The following is a 15,317-nucleotide window of genomic DNA, read 5'->3' as shown; positions in this document are numbered from 1 at the left end:
TTTCACTACGCATTTTTCGTAAGTAAATATATAATAGAATGTACATTAAGATTGAGAGGTATATTCTATGATCAAATTAAGTGTATTAGACCAATCACCTATTTCTGATGGCAGCACAGCAGCTGAAGCTTTTTCACATACAGTAACACTTGCACAAGAAGTTGAAAAACTAAGATTTACACGTTTTTGGGTATCCGAGCACCATAATTCTGTAAGCCTAGCAGGCTCAAGTCCAGAAATACTCATTTCACATATTGCAGCAAAAACGAATCGTATTAGAGTTGGTTCGGGTGGTGTTATGTTGCCACACTATAGTCCATATAAGGTTGCCGAGAATTTCCGCGTTTTAGAGGCACTTTATCCAAACCGTATTGACCTTGGTGTTGGTAGAGCGCCTGGTGGTATGCCAATAGCAACTCGCGCACTTCAAGAAGGGAAAATGGTCTCACTTGATCAATATCCAGAACAAATTGCAGATGTTGCTATGTACTTACATGATCAAGTACCAGAAAACCATCATTATGCAAATTTAAAGGCTACTCCAGTTATCACAACATCTCCTGAAATGTGGATGCTTGGTTCTAGCGGGGAAAGTGCAATGATTGCCGCAAAGCAAGGCGCTTCTTTTGCATTTGCACAGTTCATTAACGGATACGGTGGCCCTGAAGTAACGAAGGCTTATCAAGAGCAATTCCAACCTTCCTATTTAGGTGATAAACCAAAATCAATCGTCTCTATTTTTGTTATTTGCGGAGAAACAAACGAAGAAGCGGAGAATATAGCATCAAGCCTTGATTTATCGATTTTACTATTAGAACAAGGAAAACGGACTACTGGAACCCCTTCTATCGAAACTGCTCAAAATTATTCGTATAGTGCTTATGACCTATTTCGTATTAAAGAAAATCGTCAACGTATGATCGTCGGCGATCCGTCTTCTGTAAAAGAAAAAATATTAAACTTAAGCAAAGCATACAATGCTGAAGAATTTATGATTGTCACAATCACTCATCAATTTGAAGATAAATTAAACTCTTATCGCCTATTGGCAGACGCTTTTAATTTATAATAACGAAAAGGAGATGCATCACATATGATGCATCTCCCTTTCTTACTACCAATCAATTGTTTTTGCTTCCTATATATTCAATAGCTTCTTTTAATAACTCCTCAAAATTCTCAGGATAATCATGATTTAAGTTAGGCACAACTTTATACTTATGTTCTATATTTTTATCCTTTAATAACTGTACAAGTTGCTGCGTACCTTCAAAACAATCTTCATCTTGATCCCCGCATATTATATATCCTTTTATGCTTTTATCATGTAATATTCCAAACATGTCTTCCCATTCTTCAATTTCCGGGAGCCACGGTGCCACAAAAATAAAACCGTTCACTTTTATTTCACCTTGCGAAATGGAGTGTAACGCTACTCTTGCCCCAGCAGAAAATCCACCAATGATAATGTTTTCAAATGTATTACTCAACATAATCTTATTGTAATGTCCTTTTAACTCTTCTCTTCCTCTTTCGACATTATCCCAAACATATCCATCTGAAAATTGAGTTTGAGACGATTGAGGCAACATTAACATATAATCTTGTTCCAAAGCTGAATGCCAATAAGGTTCTACTATTTTTATATTTTCTTGATCCCCATGCATTGTTATTAATAGATTTTCATTTTGTTTGCTGTATTTATATTTCACGTCTGCTTGTTCCGATTTCTTTGCTAATTCTTCTCTTTCTTTACATAATTGAACCATTCTATGAAACTCTTCAAATTTATGTAATGGTTTTAAATCATCATCGGAAATTAAATACTCACTTCCGTACCAAAACTCATTTTCTATAATTGCTTTCTTCATTAAATGCAACGCTTCTTCTTCAAGTCCTGCTGCACTTGCTAGCGCATATTTAAAGTTATATATTTGTGCTTCATTACCCACTACACCTTTAGCATGCTCCATTATATAAGTGTACGCTTCAAAACTTCCTTTTTTTGCATAACAATCTAGCGTTTCATTTAATAATTGAATATAAGTCATACTATTTTTCATATAGAAATCCCCCGTAACCTTTTATAATAATTTTTTCTCCAATCATCCTATCATTCTAGGGTCACGGTATAAGTAGTAAAATTCTACAATTCAACTTAACAATACCTGATTCTCAGAATGATATTTAATAATTAATGTATGTATACGCATAATACACCACTCCTTCCTATCCACTAGTTATAGTATAAAATTAAATAGACTGAAAAATCAATGTTTTAAAAAAACAAAAAAAAGACAACAATATATTATTGTTGTTCTCATAACATCTATCCGGTATTCTTTTTTTTCTTATCTGGTTTACTTGAAACTAAATAATGCTTTTCTGAAATATATAAATCTCTTTTTAATATACGATTTAAATATGGTCCTAGCTTCATTCCACATATGAGGCGATCTTCGCTACCTTCAACAATTGGGAACATTTCTTTTTCTGTTACATATTGATCAACGGCCTTTTGTACGACATCAATTTCTTTAACTAGGTTTAAATTTTCTTCTGTATGCTCAAATACCTCAAGCGTTTCCTTCGTAATAAGAAAAAAGTTGGTTGGAAATGCAGGTAAATAGGGCTTTAATAAATCATAATTTACTGTGTAATCATCATTTACTAATACTGTATAAACGATATTAGCATTCGTTTCTAGAAACTTAGCCATCGCTTGTTCTAATTCGTCTTTCGTAATTTCCCGCTCTTCTTTTCCAGTTCTGAAAAAGCGAAACATCCCATCGCCTCCTTTTTACTATATTATAGCATAAAAGGAAACTGAAAAATCATAAAAAACTCTATTGAAAGAATTTTTCAATAGAGTTTTTCTTTAATCCATTTATGTTTATTTTAAGAATGCACTTAACATCCACACATGTTGTTCTAATGTCGTATGAATTGCTAATAGCATATCAGCAGATGTTTCATCACCAGCTTCATCCGCTACTTCCATACCTTCTTTCAATTCTTGAATGAGTGCAGAAAAATCATTTACTAAAGTTTGTACCATTTCTTCTGCAGGCTCTTCGCTTGTCCCTTCACTCACAGTAGAAGTTGCTAGATATTCTTTCATTGTCGCTAACGGTTTTCCTTCTAGCGCTAAAATACGTTCTGCTAGCTCATCAATGTAAGTCCCTGCTTCATTATAAAACTCTTCAAATTTCTCATGTAATGTAAAGAAGTGTGGTCCTGTCACATACCAGTGATAATTATGCAGTTTCACATATAACACATTCCAGTTTGCTACCTGCTTGTTTAATACTTCAACAACATTTGTTTTCGTACTCATACAATCCACTCCTCTTAGCATTTTTATAATTATTATCTTTTAATAACCCAATTACATTTTACCATACATTTCCTGTTTTTTTGAATGAACAGCTTATATGTAACAAAGTTTTAACAACCTTAATATTTCCCTAATATCATATAATTCATGTATTCTTTCAACTACTTCATATGTCTAATTGTCCAAGCTCACACATATGCATAATAGTAAGTCAAGCTCATCATAGAAGAAAGAGGGATAACATGGACAATCAACAATGGCAAGTAGCAAAGAAAGTCGCTGCTACTTATATCGGAACTGTCGTTGGAGCTGGATTTGCTACTGGGCGAGAAATTGTTGAATTTTTTACAGTGAACGGATTTTACGGAACCATCGGCATATGTATAAGTGGATTTTTTTTTATTTGGCTCGGCACAAAGATGATGTTACTTTCATCACAAATAGGGGCATTTTCAGCTCAAGAATTTAACAAATATTTATTTGGGGATGTATTTGGAAATGTCGTAAACACATTACTATTACTCGTATTATTTGGTGTAACAAGCGTTATGTTATCAGGGGCCGGTGCAGTATTTGAAGAACAACTCCGCCTCCCGAGACAACTTGGTATTTTCATCACAGTCATCGCCTGTCTCATTATTGGGAGCCGGGGATTACAAGGTGTTTTTGAAGTAAATACACTTGTCGTACCTATAATGATGATCTTTATTATTGGACTCGCTATCACAACCTTTATTCATGGTACAACTCCTCTTATTAACACCGTTCCTACAGAAAGTTGGAATATGAAATGGATTACTAGCCCGATTACATATGTTGCATTAAATCTTTCACTCGCCCAAAGTGTTCTCGTCCCATTAGCCAGTGAAGTAAAAGACCGAAAAGCTATTTTATGGGGTGGTATTTTAGGAGGCGCAGGGCTTTGCTTCATTTTATTATGTAGCCATTTAGCAATATTATCAGTTGAACAATTTTATCAATACAACATCCCAATGGCTGAAGTTGTAAGAAGATTTAATGCCACTTTCCACTTTTTCTTTGTTCTTATCATTTTTGGTGAAGTGTTCACAACATTAGTTGGGAATATATTCGGAATGACAAAACAAATGCAATCCATTACAGGATGGAAAAGTCATAACATTATTTACTTCATATTACTAATTAGTTATTGCTTTAGTTACATCGGATATAGCCAATTGCTTCATATTCTATATCCGATTATCGGTTGGGTAAGCATCATTTTACTACCGATTATTGCTTTTAAACAACTTCAAAAAACATGAAAAAGCATCCGTTTATACGGATGCTTTTTCATGTTCATTCACACTCTTCACATACTTCCCAATACGGCCCCATTTCTACTGCAAGATATGGCTTTAATTGCAAACGAATCATTCGACTTGGCATACGTTCTAATACGAATTGAATGCCTTCTTCCTCTTCATCTAACTCAACTTTTGAAATAGCAATTCTTTGCATTGTAGTAATGGGGCTTCCATCTTTATATAAAGTGATTTTCACCTCATCATATTCATTAAAATACAATTCAACATTCATTTGCTTTTTTAACATTTCATCAACAATTTCATAATTATCATTTTGTTCCTGGATTATATATTTCCAGCCGCCTCTATCCAATTCTATCGGAGCAGCTTGGAATAATGTCATCAAATCCTCGTATAGCATAAGATAACCCCTCTCTTACTAAAAAACGATGAGTATTTTATATACCCTTTATCTCTATCACTATCCATGTTTATTGTACCATATTTCACGAATCTTACCGCATTCATTTGCTTTATAAACACATACAAAACATATAGTATTTTTGATTCATTTTCTACTCACTAGTACGTCCCTTTACTGATAACTTATCACTTTCCTTATTTCCTTCACACTACTTATAAATCTAAAAATTTCACACAAAAGAAGAGTGATTTATATCACTCTCCTCAAAAGACTTTTCCTGTGGCTACTAATGCTAATACTATAATTAAACTGACAAATAATAGTGAGACAATTAAACTAAAAATCGGTAATATTTTCTTTTCATTCTTCTTAGATAATAATCTCAAACTAAGAATGATATTTAATGGGACAAATATAAAATAAAAATATTTAATGATTTGTAATGAACTATTTGAAAGTGTTTTAAATATAAACACTTCAATTACAAAAGCAGCAAAGAATAAAATACTTAACCAAAACGAGACATAACTAAGCCAAGAATGTCTTTTCGTTCCCCAATACACTCCCATAATAATCTCCTTTATATGTAATCTATACAATATTCATTATACACACACTTAACAAATCCCTCTATTTTTCGACAAATATTAAATAAAATAAAGCTTTAATTATTGAATCCCCCCGTTCCCCATAAGTTCTCTACTCTTACAAAAAGGGCTATTAACTAAAAGGACTGCCTCTAATAGCAGTAATACTATTTTGAAGCAGCCCTTTCTATTTACACTTTAAATCTTTCAATTAATACCTGTAACTCTTCAGCCATTTGAGATAGTGTACCAGCCGCAGAACTAATTTCTTCCATGGAAGCTAACTGCTCCTCAGCTGACGCTGCAACACTTTGTGTACTCGTCGCGTTATTTTGTGCTGTCATTGCAATTTGGCCAACTGAAATAGATACTTCATTTGCACCTTTTGACATTCCATTAGCCGTTTCAACCATCGTTTTAATTTGATCAGCAATTTCATTTGTAGATTGTAAAATCTCAGTGAAATTTTGTTTTGTTTCATTTGCAATAACAAGTCCAGATTGAACTTCTTCATTTACATTATTCATAGATTTTACTGTCTTACTCATATCATCTTGTATTTCACAAATTAATTTACTAATTTCACTTGATGATACACTAGATTGTTCTGCTAATTTTCGTACTTCATCAGCAACAATTGCAAAGCCTCTTCCATGCTCACCAGCTCTTGCAGCCTCAATTGCTGCATTTAAAGCTAGAAGATTTGTCTGATCTGCAATATTTTGAATGACTTCTAAAATATCACCAATTTGCTTTGATTTGTTATTCAATAACTGAATAACAACATCTGATTGTGAAACAGATTCCGCAATAGACTGCATTTGATTCACTGTTTTTCCTACTAACTTTCCACCATCTTCTGCTTTTTCACGAGTATGAGTGGAAGCAGTATTAATAGATGATGAACTATTTGCTACATGCTGAATCCCTTCTGTTACATCAAACAGTAACATAGCACCAGTTTCTACGCTTGCTGTTTGCGTCGTTGCACCACTTGATATTTCATCCATTGCTGATGTAATTTGTTCAGTCGCTTCACTCGCTTGTCTCACACTTGCTGTTAACTCTTCAGATGCAGCTGCAACATGCCCTGCTGAAGTATTAATTCTTCCGATTAATGTACGTAGTGAATGAGTCATCTCATTAAAACCTTTCGCAAGTTGTCCAATTTCATCATTTGAGTGTATTTGAATCGTTTGAGTTAAGTCCCCTTCGCTTATTTCTTTAGAAGTGACAACTAATTGTTTTAAAGGTTTGGTAATAGAAAGTGTCACGAAATAAATAAGCACTCCACCTACAACTAATGAAATAAACATTACAATTAACATATTATAAAATACAGGTTGAGCAGCCTCAACTACTTCATTTGAGTACATCGTCCCAGCAATTTTCCAACCTGTTTTTAAGTTTGTGGCAAATACCATTTTCTTGTCACTACCACTATAAGTGTATGAAAAAGTGCCATGGTTATCTTCGTATATTTTCGTTGCCCAAGAATCATCTGCCTTGTCACCCGATTTTTCTTGAGGGTGAGCAATTATTTTTTGTTTCCCATCTAAAATGAAAGCATAGCCTTTTTTGCCAATATTGATTAACTTCGTTGTTTTCAATAAATTATCTAAACTTAAATCTACCGCAACAACACCATTTTTATCTTCAGTTTGTTTTGCGATTGTTACGACAATATGTCCATTTCCTTGTGCCTTATATGGTTCAGTGACAACAATTCCACCTTGCTTATTCACTGCATCTTTATACCAAGAACGCGCTGTTGGATCATAATCTGCTACAATTTGTATATTTGGTTCTTGTACAAATTTTTTATCGTTTCCGGCAACATACACTTGTTCAACATCTTTGTTCAAACTAATATATTGAGATAATGTTTTTCTTAGTTCATCCTGATTATCCCCTTGATACATATCAGTATGAATCACTCGTGCAAAATTATTTACATCGTTGAATTTCGCTTCAATCATTTGATTGATTAAATTATCCAATATTTTTATATTATCCTGAGCACTACTCATAATTTGTGATTCAAAATTCTTTTTTGCTGTTTGATACGACATGCCCCCAATAATAGAGACTGCCGCAATTAATATAACAAAAAATGAAATTAATAGTTTTTTTGCTACTTTCATATCTCTAAACCAACTTACTAGTTTACGCATTATAAACCTCCTGCATTTCAATATTAAGCTCTAAAGAATAAATGAGCTAATTTTGAATATATCCATTCCTTAGTTTTTATTTTTATAACTTGTTTTGATGAACACTTTGTAAAGTTTAAACAAATCAATTCTATTTGTCTATATATATTAATAATATTAATATGAAATTTACAAATACAAAAAACCAAAGGAACAAGCCCTTTGGTTTTTTATATTTTTTTATGTTGTTTAGAAATCTTTTTCCATCTATCTCGTTCCGCTCTTGCCAGAGTAATGTTTTGTTTTCTCATAACATATGCCAATTCTCTTTGCAACTTTTTATAGCTTAGCAAGCGCTCTACAGGTATAATTCCGTTATCTATAGCACTTCGCACTGCACATCCTGGTTCACCGTCATGTTTACAATCTCGAAAGCGGCAAGTATTTGCAAGATCTTCAATATCAGAAAATGTAGTTTGAATTGCCGCGCTTCCTTCCCAAAGCTGAAGTTCCCTCATACCAGGAGTATCAATTACTAAACCGCCACTTGGTAATTGGAACAATTCACGGTGAGTTGTCGTATGTCTCCCTTTACTATCTTCTTCACGTATATCTCCGGTTTTTGCTACAACTGTTCCTATTAATGCGTTTAACAAAGTAGATTTCCCTGCACCTGAAGATCCAACTAAAGCAATTGTTTTTCCTGGTGAAACAAATTGCTGCAATGATTCTATTCCGACGTACGCTAAGCTATCAACAACAAATATTGGAACACCGATTGCTACCGCTTCAGTTTCTGCAATTTTCTGTTCCACATCTTCACATAAACTACTCTTCGTTAAAACAATAACAGGCATTGCACCACTCTCATAAGCCAATAGTAAATAACGTTCCATCCTTCTTACGTTGAAATCATGATTCAGAGCATTTACTAAAAAAAGATAATCTACATTCGTAGCTATAATTTGTTCCTCTGTTCGGTAGCCAGCCTCTTGTCTAGAAAAAGAGCTTCTCCTTGGAAAAACACGATGAATAATTGCCTTTTTCTCATTTTCTATTTTCTTTATATACACCCAATCACCAACTGCCGGATAATCCCCTTTCGTTAACACTTCATGACGAAACTTTCCAGACAGTTCCGCTACATATTCACCATCATTACAAATAATCCGATACATATGCTTATGCTCAAGTAAAATACGTCCTACTTCATAATTCTCTACAGCTTGTTCCTCAAAAAAAGAATCCCATCCGAACGATTCTAAAATATTTTGATCCAAATTGATATCCTCCCTAGTTTGAACTTAGTGGAAGGATTGTGCGCTCACTTATAGAGTATCGCCCTTTCCATCCACCTTTGTATTTGGTTTATTATTCATATACGTCAATTTCGCCATAATACATCACCCCGTTCTAATTTTAATTACTCTCATTATATGGAATATCCCATTAAAAAGCTACCTTATTTAACGTAATTTTCAAACAAATTATTTTTTAGCATTTTAATTTGTCCGCGATGACTAATTTCATCTTCTAGCACATGAAACCAAAGGTAGTGCTGATTATACACTACGCCATTAGGCCACTTTCTTTCTGGCATTAGCCATTCGTCACCCTGTTCACTCAAACACTTTAGTGTTTCTTCTCGCACTTTTTGCAAAAGTTGTACATAATACGGTATGTCATAGCCACGAATAGATTTCCCCGCTTCCCCTAAATACAGTGCATCTTCCCATATTTCTAATTCTTCTTTTGTAAAATCACGATTTTGAAAAGAAATAAGCTGATGGACTTTTTCAATAGCTGCTATATGTTTTAATAAAGCACCAATTGAATTTCCACCACTCGGCATACTTAAATCTAATTGCTCAACTGATAGATTTTTTATTTCCTGTAATGTTACAGCCCTCGTATGCTCCATCATACTTACTAATTCCCCTATATTTTTTGTATAACCATCTACACTTCTTACTCGATAATCTATATTCATATCACACACACCTTTCTGTATTCATATTATTGTATAAGCGATTCATATAATAGACTGAAATATATCGGAATTTTCTGTTATAATTAAATTGAATAAAGAATATACCCAAACAAACTTTCTCAATACGCTTATATGAAATATTAAAAGGAATCAATATGAAAAAATCGAATCTTATTCACTAAAAGGAGTGGATTCGATGGAAATGTATCAATGGCTAACCGCTGTTCTCGTTGGTGGCATTACTGGCTTCGTTTCCCATCTGATCAATAACCAAGGCAAGTTATTGCTTCCACGCCGTTTAAAAACTTTTTTTCATTTTGGATTTTTAACTGATATTTTTACAGGTAGCCTAGCCGCACTTCTTGGACTCGTTTTATTCGATGTCACCTTAATAAAAGAAATTATAAAAGTCTCCATTGTGACCGCTATTTCCGGTCAAACGTTTTTACTTCACCAAGCTCTTGGTGGTGAACAGGCTAAAAATACGCAAATTGGGAAAGTTGATGAGAAAATCCAAGAAATTGACAAACTATTACGACGTTAGTCTATACTTTCTTTAAAAATTATTGTTATAATAAAAAATAAATATTTTCTATTGCGTCGTTTGTCAGAAGAAAGGGTGTTTCGTATGACAAAAAAGAAAATAGAAGATTTCTTAACAAACACCGAAAAAGAGGAACTGCTAGAAAACTATAAATGTTTACGAGAAGCCCGCACAAAAAGCGAAGCTAACTATTTTGGTGAAGCAGTAAACCATCTATTAAATAAAGCTAAAAAACGAATTGTTGATGATGCAGGAATACATGATGAAAATGCAGCAACTGTTCAATCAAAGAGAAAAGCACTGTTTTAGCTAAAACAGTGCTTTTTATTACGGCATTTTTCACATTACTTTCATATCTATTTCACAACCGTATGTACTTCAATATAGTAAACTAGGTATATCCTTTTCCAAGGAACGATATGCCGATATATAAATCCCTATCTCTTTAGGGATTTTTTATTGTTTTGGATTTCCCCGATTTATTTTTAAAGGCTTTATGATGCAATTCCTGTTTCACTATCTTCATTAAGCTTTTCACTTTTTCTAAACAAAAATAAAGCTCCTATATATAGTAAAGCAGTAAAACTACCTACAAGTATAAAATTGTGAGATGCTGCAAATAACATTCCTGCTATTGCCGCTCCAATCATTTGACCAATATACATAGAAGCATTAGCTAGAGCGGCTCCTGTTCCTCTTGCTATACTAGACATATTTTGTAAGCGCCCCATCATCAATACAAACAAAATTCCTGTCACAAAAAATAAAACAAAGAAAAATAACTCTACAAATATAATGTTCTTTAAATGAGGAAGTATGACATATAGCACTGCTGTAAATACAATTCCACCATAGAAAGAAAGGTTATAACCAATTTTATTTACGATTCTCGGCCCAAAAATGTTACCAGTTAAATTTCCTAATCCTAATACGAGCATAGCTGTACCTACTTCATGAACTTGTAAGCCAAATTGACTGGAAAGCCACACACCAAAGAATGAAAATGCTGCAAAATTACCAGTTTGAAAAACAAAATATGCAAAATAAGAAAGTGAAACCTTTGATTCTCTAAGTAATTGTTTATAGCGCTTTAATATATTTTTTTCATTTCCACCTATTTGAACTGGCTGTATTTCTGGTAATGTAACATAAATAAGAACGACAAGTAGTGCTGATAATATACCAATAACGAAGAATGGTGTTGTATAATGTATCGTTGCTAAATATGCTCCAATTGGCAGCCCTAAAATTTGGGAGATTGATAACCCTGCTGTTGCAATCCCAATCGCTTTCACAATTTGCTTCTTCTCTATAAGTAGTGGAATAGATGCCCACACTTGCGGAGATACAAACGCTGCACTTACACCTGCTAAAAACCGAAAAATTAGCATCCATAAAAAACTAGGTGCAATTCCGCACAAAAACGTACTAATTGCGAAAAAAATCATACCTAGTATCATTACTTTTTTTCTGTTTAATCCATCTGATATAGGACCAGCGATTAGCGCAAATCCAGCATATCCTAAAGCATATGAACTAACCATCCATCCTGACAACTCAGTTGAAACATGATACACCTGTTGTAAAGTTGGCAAAAGTGGTGAAATTAAAAATGTATCCGTACCAATCATAAACATTATCATAAAGAATACAGCTAGTACTCTGTTCATTTAGACCTTCTCCTTTTATATAAAAAAGAGGGCACTACCCCTCTTTTCAACTAATCTTCTAAAATAGATTCGATTTCTTTCATAATCTTTTTATTCAATGAAACGTCCACTGCTTTTACACTTTCTCTTATTTGCTCTGCCCGTTTCCCACCAGGAATAACAGTATCAATTCCTTCTTTGTTTAATAACCATGCTAACGCTAAATGAGACACTTCTATATTATTTTCATTAGCTATACCTTTTAGCCTTTCAACTTTCTTAAAGTTACTCTTATATGTATTTTCTTCAAATAAACTTACACTTTGGCGCCAATCACCTTCATTCAATTTAAAATCTTCTGTATATTTACCACCTAATATTCCAAATGCAAGAGGTCCATACGGAATAAATGAAATATCTGCTTCAATACAATACGGCAATAGTTCTTCCCCAGCAGTACGATTTAACATATTGTAAGGCGCTTGTACAACATCTATATCTCCATATCGATTTGCTTCTTTTAATTGTTCTACACTTACATTTGAAATCCCAATCGAACGAATTTTCCCCTCTTCCTTTAAACGGGTAAGCTCTCCAATTGAATCTATGTAACTTGTTTCAGGATTTGTAAAATGTAAATAATATAAATCAATATAATCAGTTTGTAATCTTCTTAAGCTATTTTCCACAGCATTTCTTAAATAGCTTGGCTCATTGTTAATATACGTTTCTCCATTTAATAACGGCTGAATTCCACCTTTTGTAGCAAGTACAAATTCGTAGCGTTTTCCTTTCAATACTTCTCCTACCAATTCCTCTGATCTACCGAAACCATATGAATCCGCTGTATCAAAAAATGTGATACCTTGCTGAATAGCTTCTTCTATTAATCGCTTTCCTTCTTCCTCATTCACATCAGTGTATAAATTATGTCCCCCTACTGCATTCGTTCCTAACCCCAACTTAGAAATATTTAGTCCTGCCTTTTGCAATTTTGTGTACTTCATTTTTTCTCCCCCTATATTTCTATTGTTCGATTATATTCGAACAATAGAAATATACCACTTTATATGTTATAGTGCAAATAACTTAACTTATACGAGCAGGTGAAAAAATGCGTACACTCTATCATCCAAATCGAGAAGAAATTCAATTCTCTTCCGTCTTATATGCACTTAGCGATCAAATCCGTTTACAAATTGTAAATATGTTACTTGAGAAAAGCGAACAATCTTGTGGCTCATTAAACATCCCTATCGCGAAATCAACTTTATCTCATCATTTCAAAGTTTTACGTGAATCAGGTGTTATGTATACACGCCTTGAAGGAACTCAACGTTTCATTTCAATTCGTGAAGAAGATTTAAATGCTCGATTCCCTGGTTTATTAGATGTTGTAATACATGCGACAGAACCATACTAAAAAACATCTCATATTCATATGAGATGTTTTTTAGTATTTTCTATTCTTTTAATAAAGTAAAACTTTAATCAGTGAGGATTTCGTTCATCACCCACTGCTAAATCATCCATTTCCTGCAATGTTACTCCCCCCGTATGTTCCATCATACTTACAATATACATCCAGGCGCTATAAATGATCTACAAAACCATTGACACACGAAAATATATAATCCCAACAATTACTTTTTCACCCGTTAGGAATACATGCGCTTCATTCTTTTTTACTTTATTTTTGTACTGGACCCTTTGGATACTTTAAGGATTTGATTACATTTTATACACATTATTAATATAGGACCACCCACCTGTTTCAATTCCTGTAGTTGCTTATGCTCGCACTTCCCCATATGATTACCTCCCTTATCATATAATTAGGCCATTTTGTAATCACCATAACTACCAGGTCCATTCCTAATTTAAAGTTTGAATAAAACATTTAAACGCCGATACCCCTTCTTCGTCTCGTTTAAAAACACCAGCATCTTCAAGCGCCTGTACAAATTTCCATCCCACCTCTTCTCTTACAATCCCCTGTACATTTTGTTCATCTATCCGATTTCCATATTTAGTTTTTAATTGTTCTGCCCATCGTATATGATGCGATTGAATATCACTTGGAATATCAAGTAAGAATTTTTCCACTTCCCGAAGCTCTGTTTTTAAACGAGCAGGAAGTACAGCTAACCCCATTACTTCAATCAGGCCGATATTTTCCTTTTTAATATGCTGTACTTCCGCATGAGGGTGAAAAATACCCAGCGGATGTTCTTCACTTGTACAATTGTTTCGCAAAACAAGGTCCAATTCGTACATACCATTACGGTAGCGTGCAATCGGAGTAATCGTATTATGTGGAATTTCATTCACAAATGCAAATATATTAACAGAAGGATCACTATATCCCTTCCACCTCTCTAATATGTACTCCCCTGCATTTACTACTTGTTCTATGTCGTTACTTCTTAAGCGAATAACTGACATAGGCCATTTAACAATAGAACATTGGATTTCTGGAAAGTTGGTTAGTTCAAAAATTAGGTCATTCGATGAATTTGCCATTGCAAATTCATAGTTTCCACCTTGATAATGGTCATGTGTTAGAATAGATCCTCCTACAATTGGCAAATCTGCATTGGAGCCAAGAAAATAATGCGGGAATTTTTCTACAAATTTTAACAAACGTAAAAAGGCTTGGCGGTCAATTTTCATATCACGGTGTTCTGCGGACAATACAATACAGTGTTCATTGTAGTATATATATGGAGAATACTGCAGAAACCACCTTTCATCTGTAAGGTCCATATGAATCATACGATGATTCGATCGCGCAGGATGTCCAATTCTGCCCACATATCCTTCATTCTCAATACAGAGTAAACATTTTGGATAACTCGTACTTTCCAATACTTTTTCTCTTGCAATTTGTTTGGGGTCTTTTTCCGGCTTTGATAAGTTAATCGTTATATCAATGGTACCGTATTCCGTATTTACTTTATAATTTATATTTTTGGCGATTTGCTTCATTTGGATATAGTTGCTGTTTTTACTTGATTCATAGAAGTAATCTGTCGCAGCCTTCGGATTTTGTTCGTATTTTTCATAAAATAGAGCATTGATAGCGGACGGTTTGGACATAAAAACATCCATAATTGCACTTGCTAAAATCTCCTTCTCGTCCAGTACGTCCTCGATGACTTTATGTATACAAGCATATTCAATTAACTCTTCCAATAACTCCGAAATTGCTTTCTTTGCAGGTGCTGACGCTTCCACTACAAAGTCATCTAAACAAAGTAAGGAAAGGATTTTATTCCTTGTATATATTGCATCTTCTTGTTCAATCAATTGAACTTCAATAGCACTATCAATTAACTGCTGGATAGCTTGATATATCATCAGCGTTT

The 15,317-nt window shown here is 33.9% G+C and carries 16 protein-coding genes; 5 read left to right on the top strand and 11 right to left on the bottom strand.

Annotated features, from left to right (window positions below; translation table 11 throughout):
• Positions 1-67: 67 nt before the first annotated feature.
• Positions 68-1,069 (top strand): LLM class flavin-dependent oxidoreductase, encoded by a 1,002-nt coding sequence (locus tag LUS72_RS09860; protein WP_264448873.1) that lies wholly within the window; start codon positions 68-70, stop codon positions 1,067-1,069.
• Positions 1,070-1,121: 52 nt separating this feature from the next.
• Here LUS72_RS09860 and LUS72_RS09855 read toward each other — a convergent pair whose 3' ends face one another.
• The 3 genes from LUS72_RS09855 to LUS72_RS09845 all read right to left on the bottom strand — a co-directional run bounded on the left by LUS72_RS09855 (position 1,122) and on the right by LUS72_RS09845 (position 3,337).
• A complete protein-coding gene (locus LUS72_RS09855; protein ID WP_264448872.1) occupies positions 1,122-2,063 on the bottom strand; it encodes an alpha/beta hydrolase in 942 nt (313 codons plus the stop codon).
• Positions 2,064-2,329: 266 nt separating this feature from the next.
• Positions 2,330-2,785, bottom strand: coding sequence for a DUF3939 domain-containing protein (locus tag LUS72_RS09850; protein WP_097829750.1), 456 nt, complete (start codon positions 2,783-2,785; stop codon positions 2,330-2,332).
• A 108-nt stretch (positions 2,786-2,893) separates the two neighbouring features.
• Positions 2,894-3,337, bottom strand: coding sequence for a Dps family protein (locus LUS72_RS09845; protein WP_097829751.1), 444 nt, complete (start codon positions 3,335-3,337; stop codon positions 2,894-2,896).
• Between the two features lie 242 nt (positions 3,338-3,579).
• Between LUS72_RS09845 and LUS72_RS09840 the strand changes: the two genes are divergently transcribed.
• The gene (locus LUS72_RS09840; protein ID WP_002075563.1) at positions 3,580-4,620 is read left to right on the top strand and encodes a YkvI family membrane protein; all 1,041 of its coding nucleotides are present in this window, start codon (positions 3,580-3,582) and stop codon (positions 4,618-4,620) included.
• A 34-nt stretch (positions 4,621-4,654) separates the two neighbouring features.
• Here LUS72_RS09840 and LUS72_RS09835 read toward each other — a convergent pair whose 3' ends face one another.
• The 5 genes from LUS72_RS09835 to LUS72_RS09815 form a co-directional block, all read right to left on the bottom strand.
• The gene (locus tag LUS72_RS09835) at positions 4,655-5,023 is read right to left on the bottom strand and encodes a DUF3979 family protein (protein ID WP_016129214.1); all 369 of its coding nucleotides are present in this window, start codon (positions 5,021-5,023) and stop codon (positions 4,655-4,657) included.
• 266 nt (positions 5,024-5,289) lie between these two features.
• Positions 5,290-5,595 (bottom strand): hypothetical protein, encoded by a 306-nt coding sequence (locus LUS72_RS09830; protein WP_097829752.1) that lies wholly within the window; start codon positions 5,593-5,595, stop codon positions 5,290-5,292.
• Between the two features lie 209 nt (positions 5,596-5,804).
• Positions 5,805-7,787: a HAMP domain-containing methyl-accepting chemotaxis protein gene (locus tag LUS72_RS09825; protein ID WP_264448871.1), complete on the bottom strand. Its 1,983-nt coding sequence runs from the start codon at positions 7,785-7,787 to the stop codon at positions 5,805-5,807.
• 209 nt (positions 7,788-7,996) lie between these two features.
• On the bottom strand, positions 7,997-9,046 hold the full coding sequence (gene rsgA / locus LUS72_RS09820; RefSeq protein WP_097829754.1) for a ribosome small subunit-dependent GTPase A: 1,050 nt from the start codon (positions 9,044-9,046) through the stop codon (positions 7,997-7,999).
• 182 nt (positions 9,047-9,228) lie between these two features.
• Positions 9,229-9,756: a DinB family protein gene (locus LUS72_RS09815; protein WP_097829755.1), complete on the bottom strand. Its 528-nt coding sequence runs from the start codon at positions 9,754-9,756 to the stop codon at positions 9,229-9,231.
• Between the two features lie 196 nt (positions 9,757-9,952).
• Here LUS72_RS09815 and LUS72_RS09810 point away from each other — a divergent pair, with 196 nt between their 5' ends.
• Together LUS72_RS09810 and LUS72_RS09805 are read left to right on the top strand one after the other, a co-directional pair.
• Positions 9,953-10,300, top strand: a complete 348-nt coding sequence (locus tag LUS72_RS09810) for a DUF4257 domain-containing protein (RefSeq protein ID WP_097829756.1) — start codon at positions 9,953-9,955, stop codon at positions 10,298-10,300.
• Between the two features lie 84 nt (positions 10,301-10,384).
• Positions 10,385-10,609 carry a hypothetical protein gene (locus LUS72_RS09805; RefSeq protein WP_000162605.1) on the top strand — a complete coding sequence of 75 codons (225 nt, stop codon included), beginning with the start codon at positions 10,385-10,387 and terminating at the stop codon, positions 10,607-10,609.
• Positions 10,610-10,794: 185 nt separating this feature from the next.
• On the opposite strand, the gene LUS72_RS09800 is transcribed toward LUS72_RS09805, so the two are convergent.
• Together LUS72_RS09800 and LUS72_RS09795 are read right to left on the bottom strand one after the other, a co-directional pair.
• Entirely contained in the window at positions 10,795-11,970 is a 1,176-nt protein-coding gene (locus tag LUS72_RS09800) for an MFS transporter (protein ID WP_264448870.1), read from the bottom strand.
• A 50-nt stretch (positions 11,971-12,020) separates the two neighbouring features.
• Positions 12,021-12,956 carry an aldo/keto reductase gene (locus LUS72_RS09795; protein WP_264448869.1) on the bottom strand — a complete coding sequence of 312 codons (936 nt, stop codon included), beginning with the start codon at positions 12,954-12,956 and terminating at the stop codon, positions 12,021-12,023.
• A 107-nt stretch (positions 12,957-13,063) separates the two neighbouring features.
• Here LUS72_RS09795 and LUS72_RS09790 point away from each other — a divergent pair, with 107 nt between their 5' ends.
• On the top strand, positions 13,064-13,372 hold the full coding sequence (locus LUS72_RS09790) for an ArsR/SmtB family transcription factor (RefSeq protein WP_097829759.1): 309 nt from the start codon (positions 13,064-13,066) through the stop codon (positions 13,370-13,372).
• A 452-nt stretch (positions 13,373-13,824) separates the two neighbouring features.
• Here the strand turns inward: LUS72_RS09790 and galT are convergent, their stop codons facing one another.
• Positions 13,825-15,309: a UDP-glucose--hexose-1-phosphate uridylyltransferase gene (gene galT, locus LUS72_RS09785; RefSeq protein WP_097829760.1), complete on the bottom strand. Its 1,485-nt coding sequence runs from the start codon at positions 15,307-15,309 to the stop codon at positions 13,825-13,827.
• Between the last annotated feature and the right edge of the window lie 8 nt (positions 15,310-15,317).

Origin of the sequence: Bacillus cereus, from assembly GCF_025917685.1 — a bacterium.
GTDB lineage: Bacteria > Bacillota > Bacilli > Bacillales > Bacillaceae_G > Bacillus_A > Bacillus_A cereus_AT.
Note: the sequence above shows the minus strand (reverse complement) of the source record. Positions and strands in the feature narration are given on the sequence as shown.

Bases quoted from the DNA above. Each gene is read 5' to 3' on its own strand.
- galT (WP_097829760.1), bottom strand. From the start codon at position 15,309: ATGATATATCAAGCTATCCAGCAGTTAATTGATAGTGCTATTGAAGTT.
- LUS72_RS09815 (WP_097829755.1), bottom strand. From the start codon at position 9,756: ATGAATATAGATTATCGAGTAAGAAGTGTAGATGGTTATACAAAAAAT.
- LUS72_RS09845 (WP_097829751.1), bottom strand. From the start codon at position 3,337: ATGAGTACGAAAACAAATGTTGTTGAAGTATTAAACAAGCAGGTAGCA.
- LUS72_RS09830 (WP_097829752.1), bottom strand. From the start codon at position 5,595: ATGGGAGTGTATTGGGGAACGAAAAGACATTCTTGGCTTAGTTATGTC.
- LUS72_RS09840 (WP_002075563.1), top strand. From the start codon at position 3,580: ATGGACAATCAACAATGGCAAGTAGCAAAGAAAGTCGCTGCTACTTAT.
- LUS72_RS09800 (WP_264448870.1), bottom strand. From the start codon at position 11,970: ATGAACAGAGTACTAGCTGTATTCTTTATGATAATGTTTATGATTGGT.
- LUS72_RS09825 (WP_264448871.1), bottom strand. From the start codon at position 7,787: ATGCGTAAACTAGTAAGTTGGTTTAGAGATATGAAAGTAGCAAAAAAA.
- LUS72_RS09860 (WP_264448873.1), top strand. From the start codon at position 68: ATGATCAAATTAAGTGTATTAGACCAATCACCTATTTCTGATGGCAGC.
- LUS72_RS09795 (WP_264448869.1), bottom strand. From the start codon at position 12,956: ATGAAGTACACAAAATTGCAAAAGGCAGGACTAAATATTTCTAAGTTG.
- LUS72_RS09855 (WP_264448872.1), bottom strand. From the start codon at position 2,063: ATGAAAAATAGTATGACTTATATTCAATTATTAAATGAAACGCTAGAT.
- LUS72_RS09835 (WP_016129214.1), bottom strand. From the start codon at position 5,023: ATGCTATACGAGGATTTGATGACATTATTCCAAGCTGCTCCGATAGAA.
- LUS72_RS09790 (WP_097829759.1), top strand. From the start codon at position 13,064: ATGCGTACACTCTATCATCCAAATCGAGAAGAAATTCAATTCTCTTCC.
- LUS72_RS09850 (WP_097829750.1), bottom strand. From the start codon at position 2,785: ATGTTTCGCTTTTTCAGAACTGGAAAAGAAGAGCGGGAAATTACGAAA.
- LUS72_RS09805 (WP_000162605.1), top strand. From the start codon at position 10,385: ATGACAAAAAAGAAAATAGAAGATTTCTTAACAAACACCGAAAAAGAG.
- LUS72_RS09810 (WP_097829756.1), top strand. From the start codon at position 9,953: ATGGAAATGTATCAATGGCTAACCGCTGTTCTCGTTGGTGGCATTACT.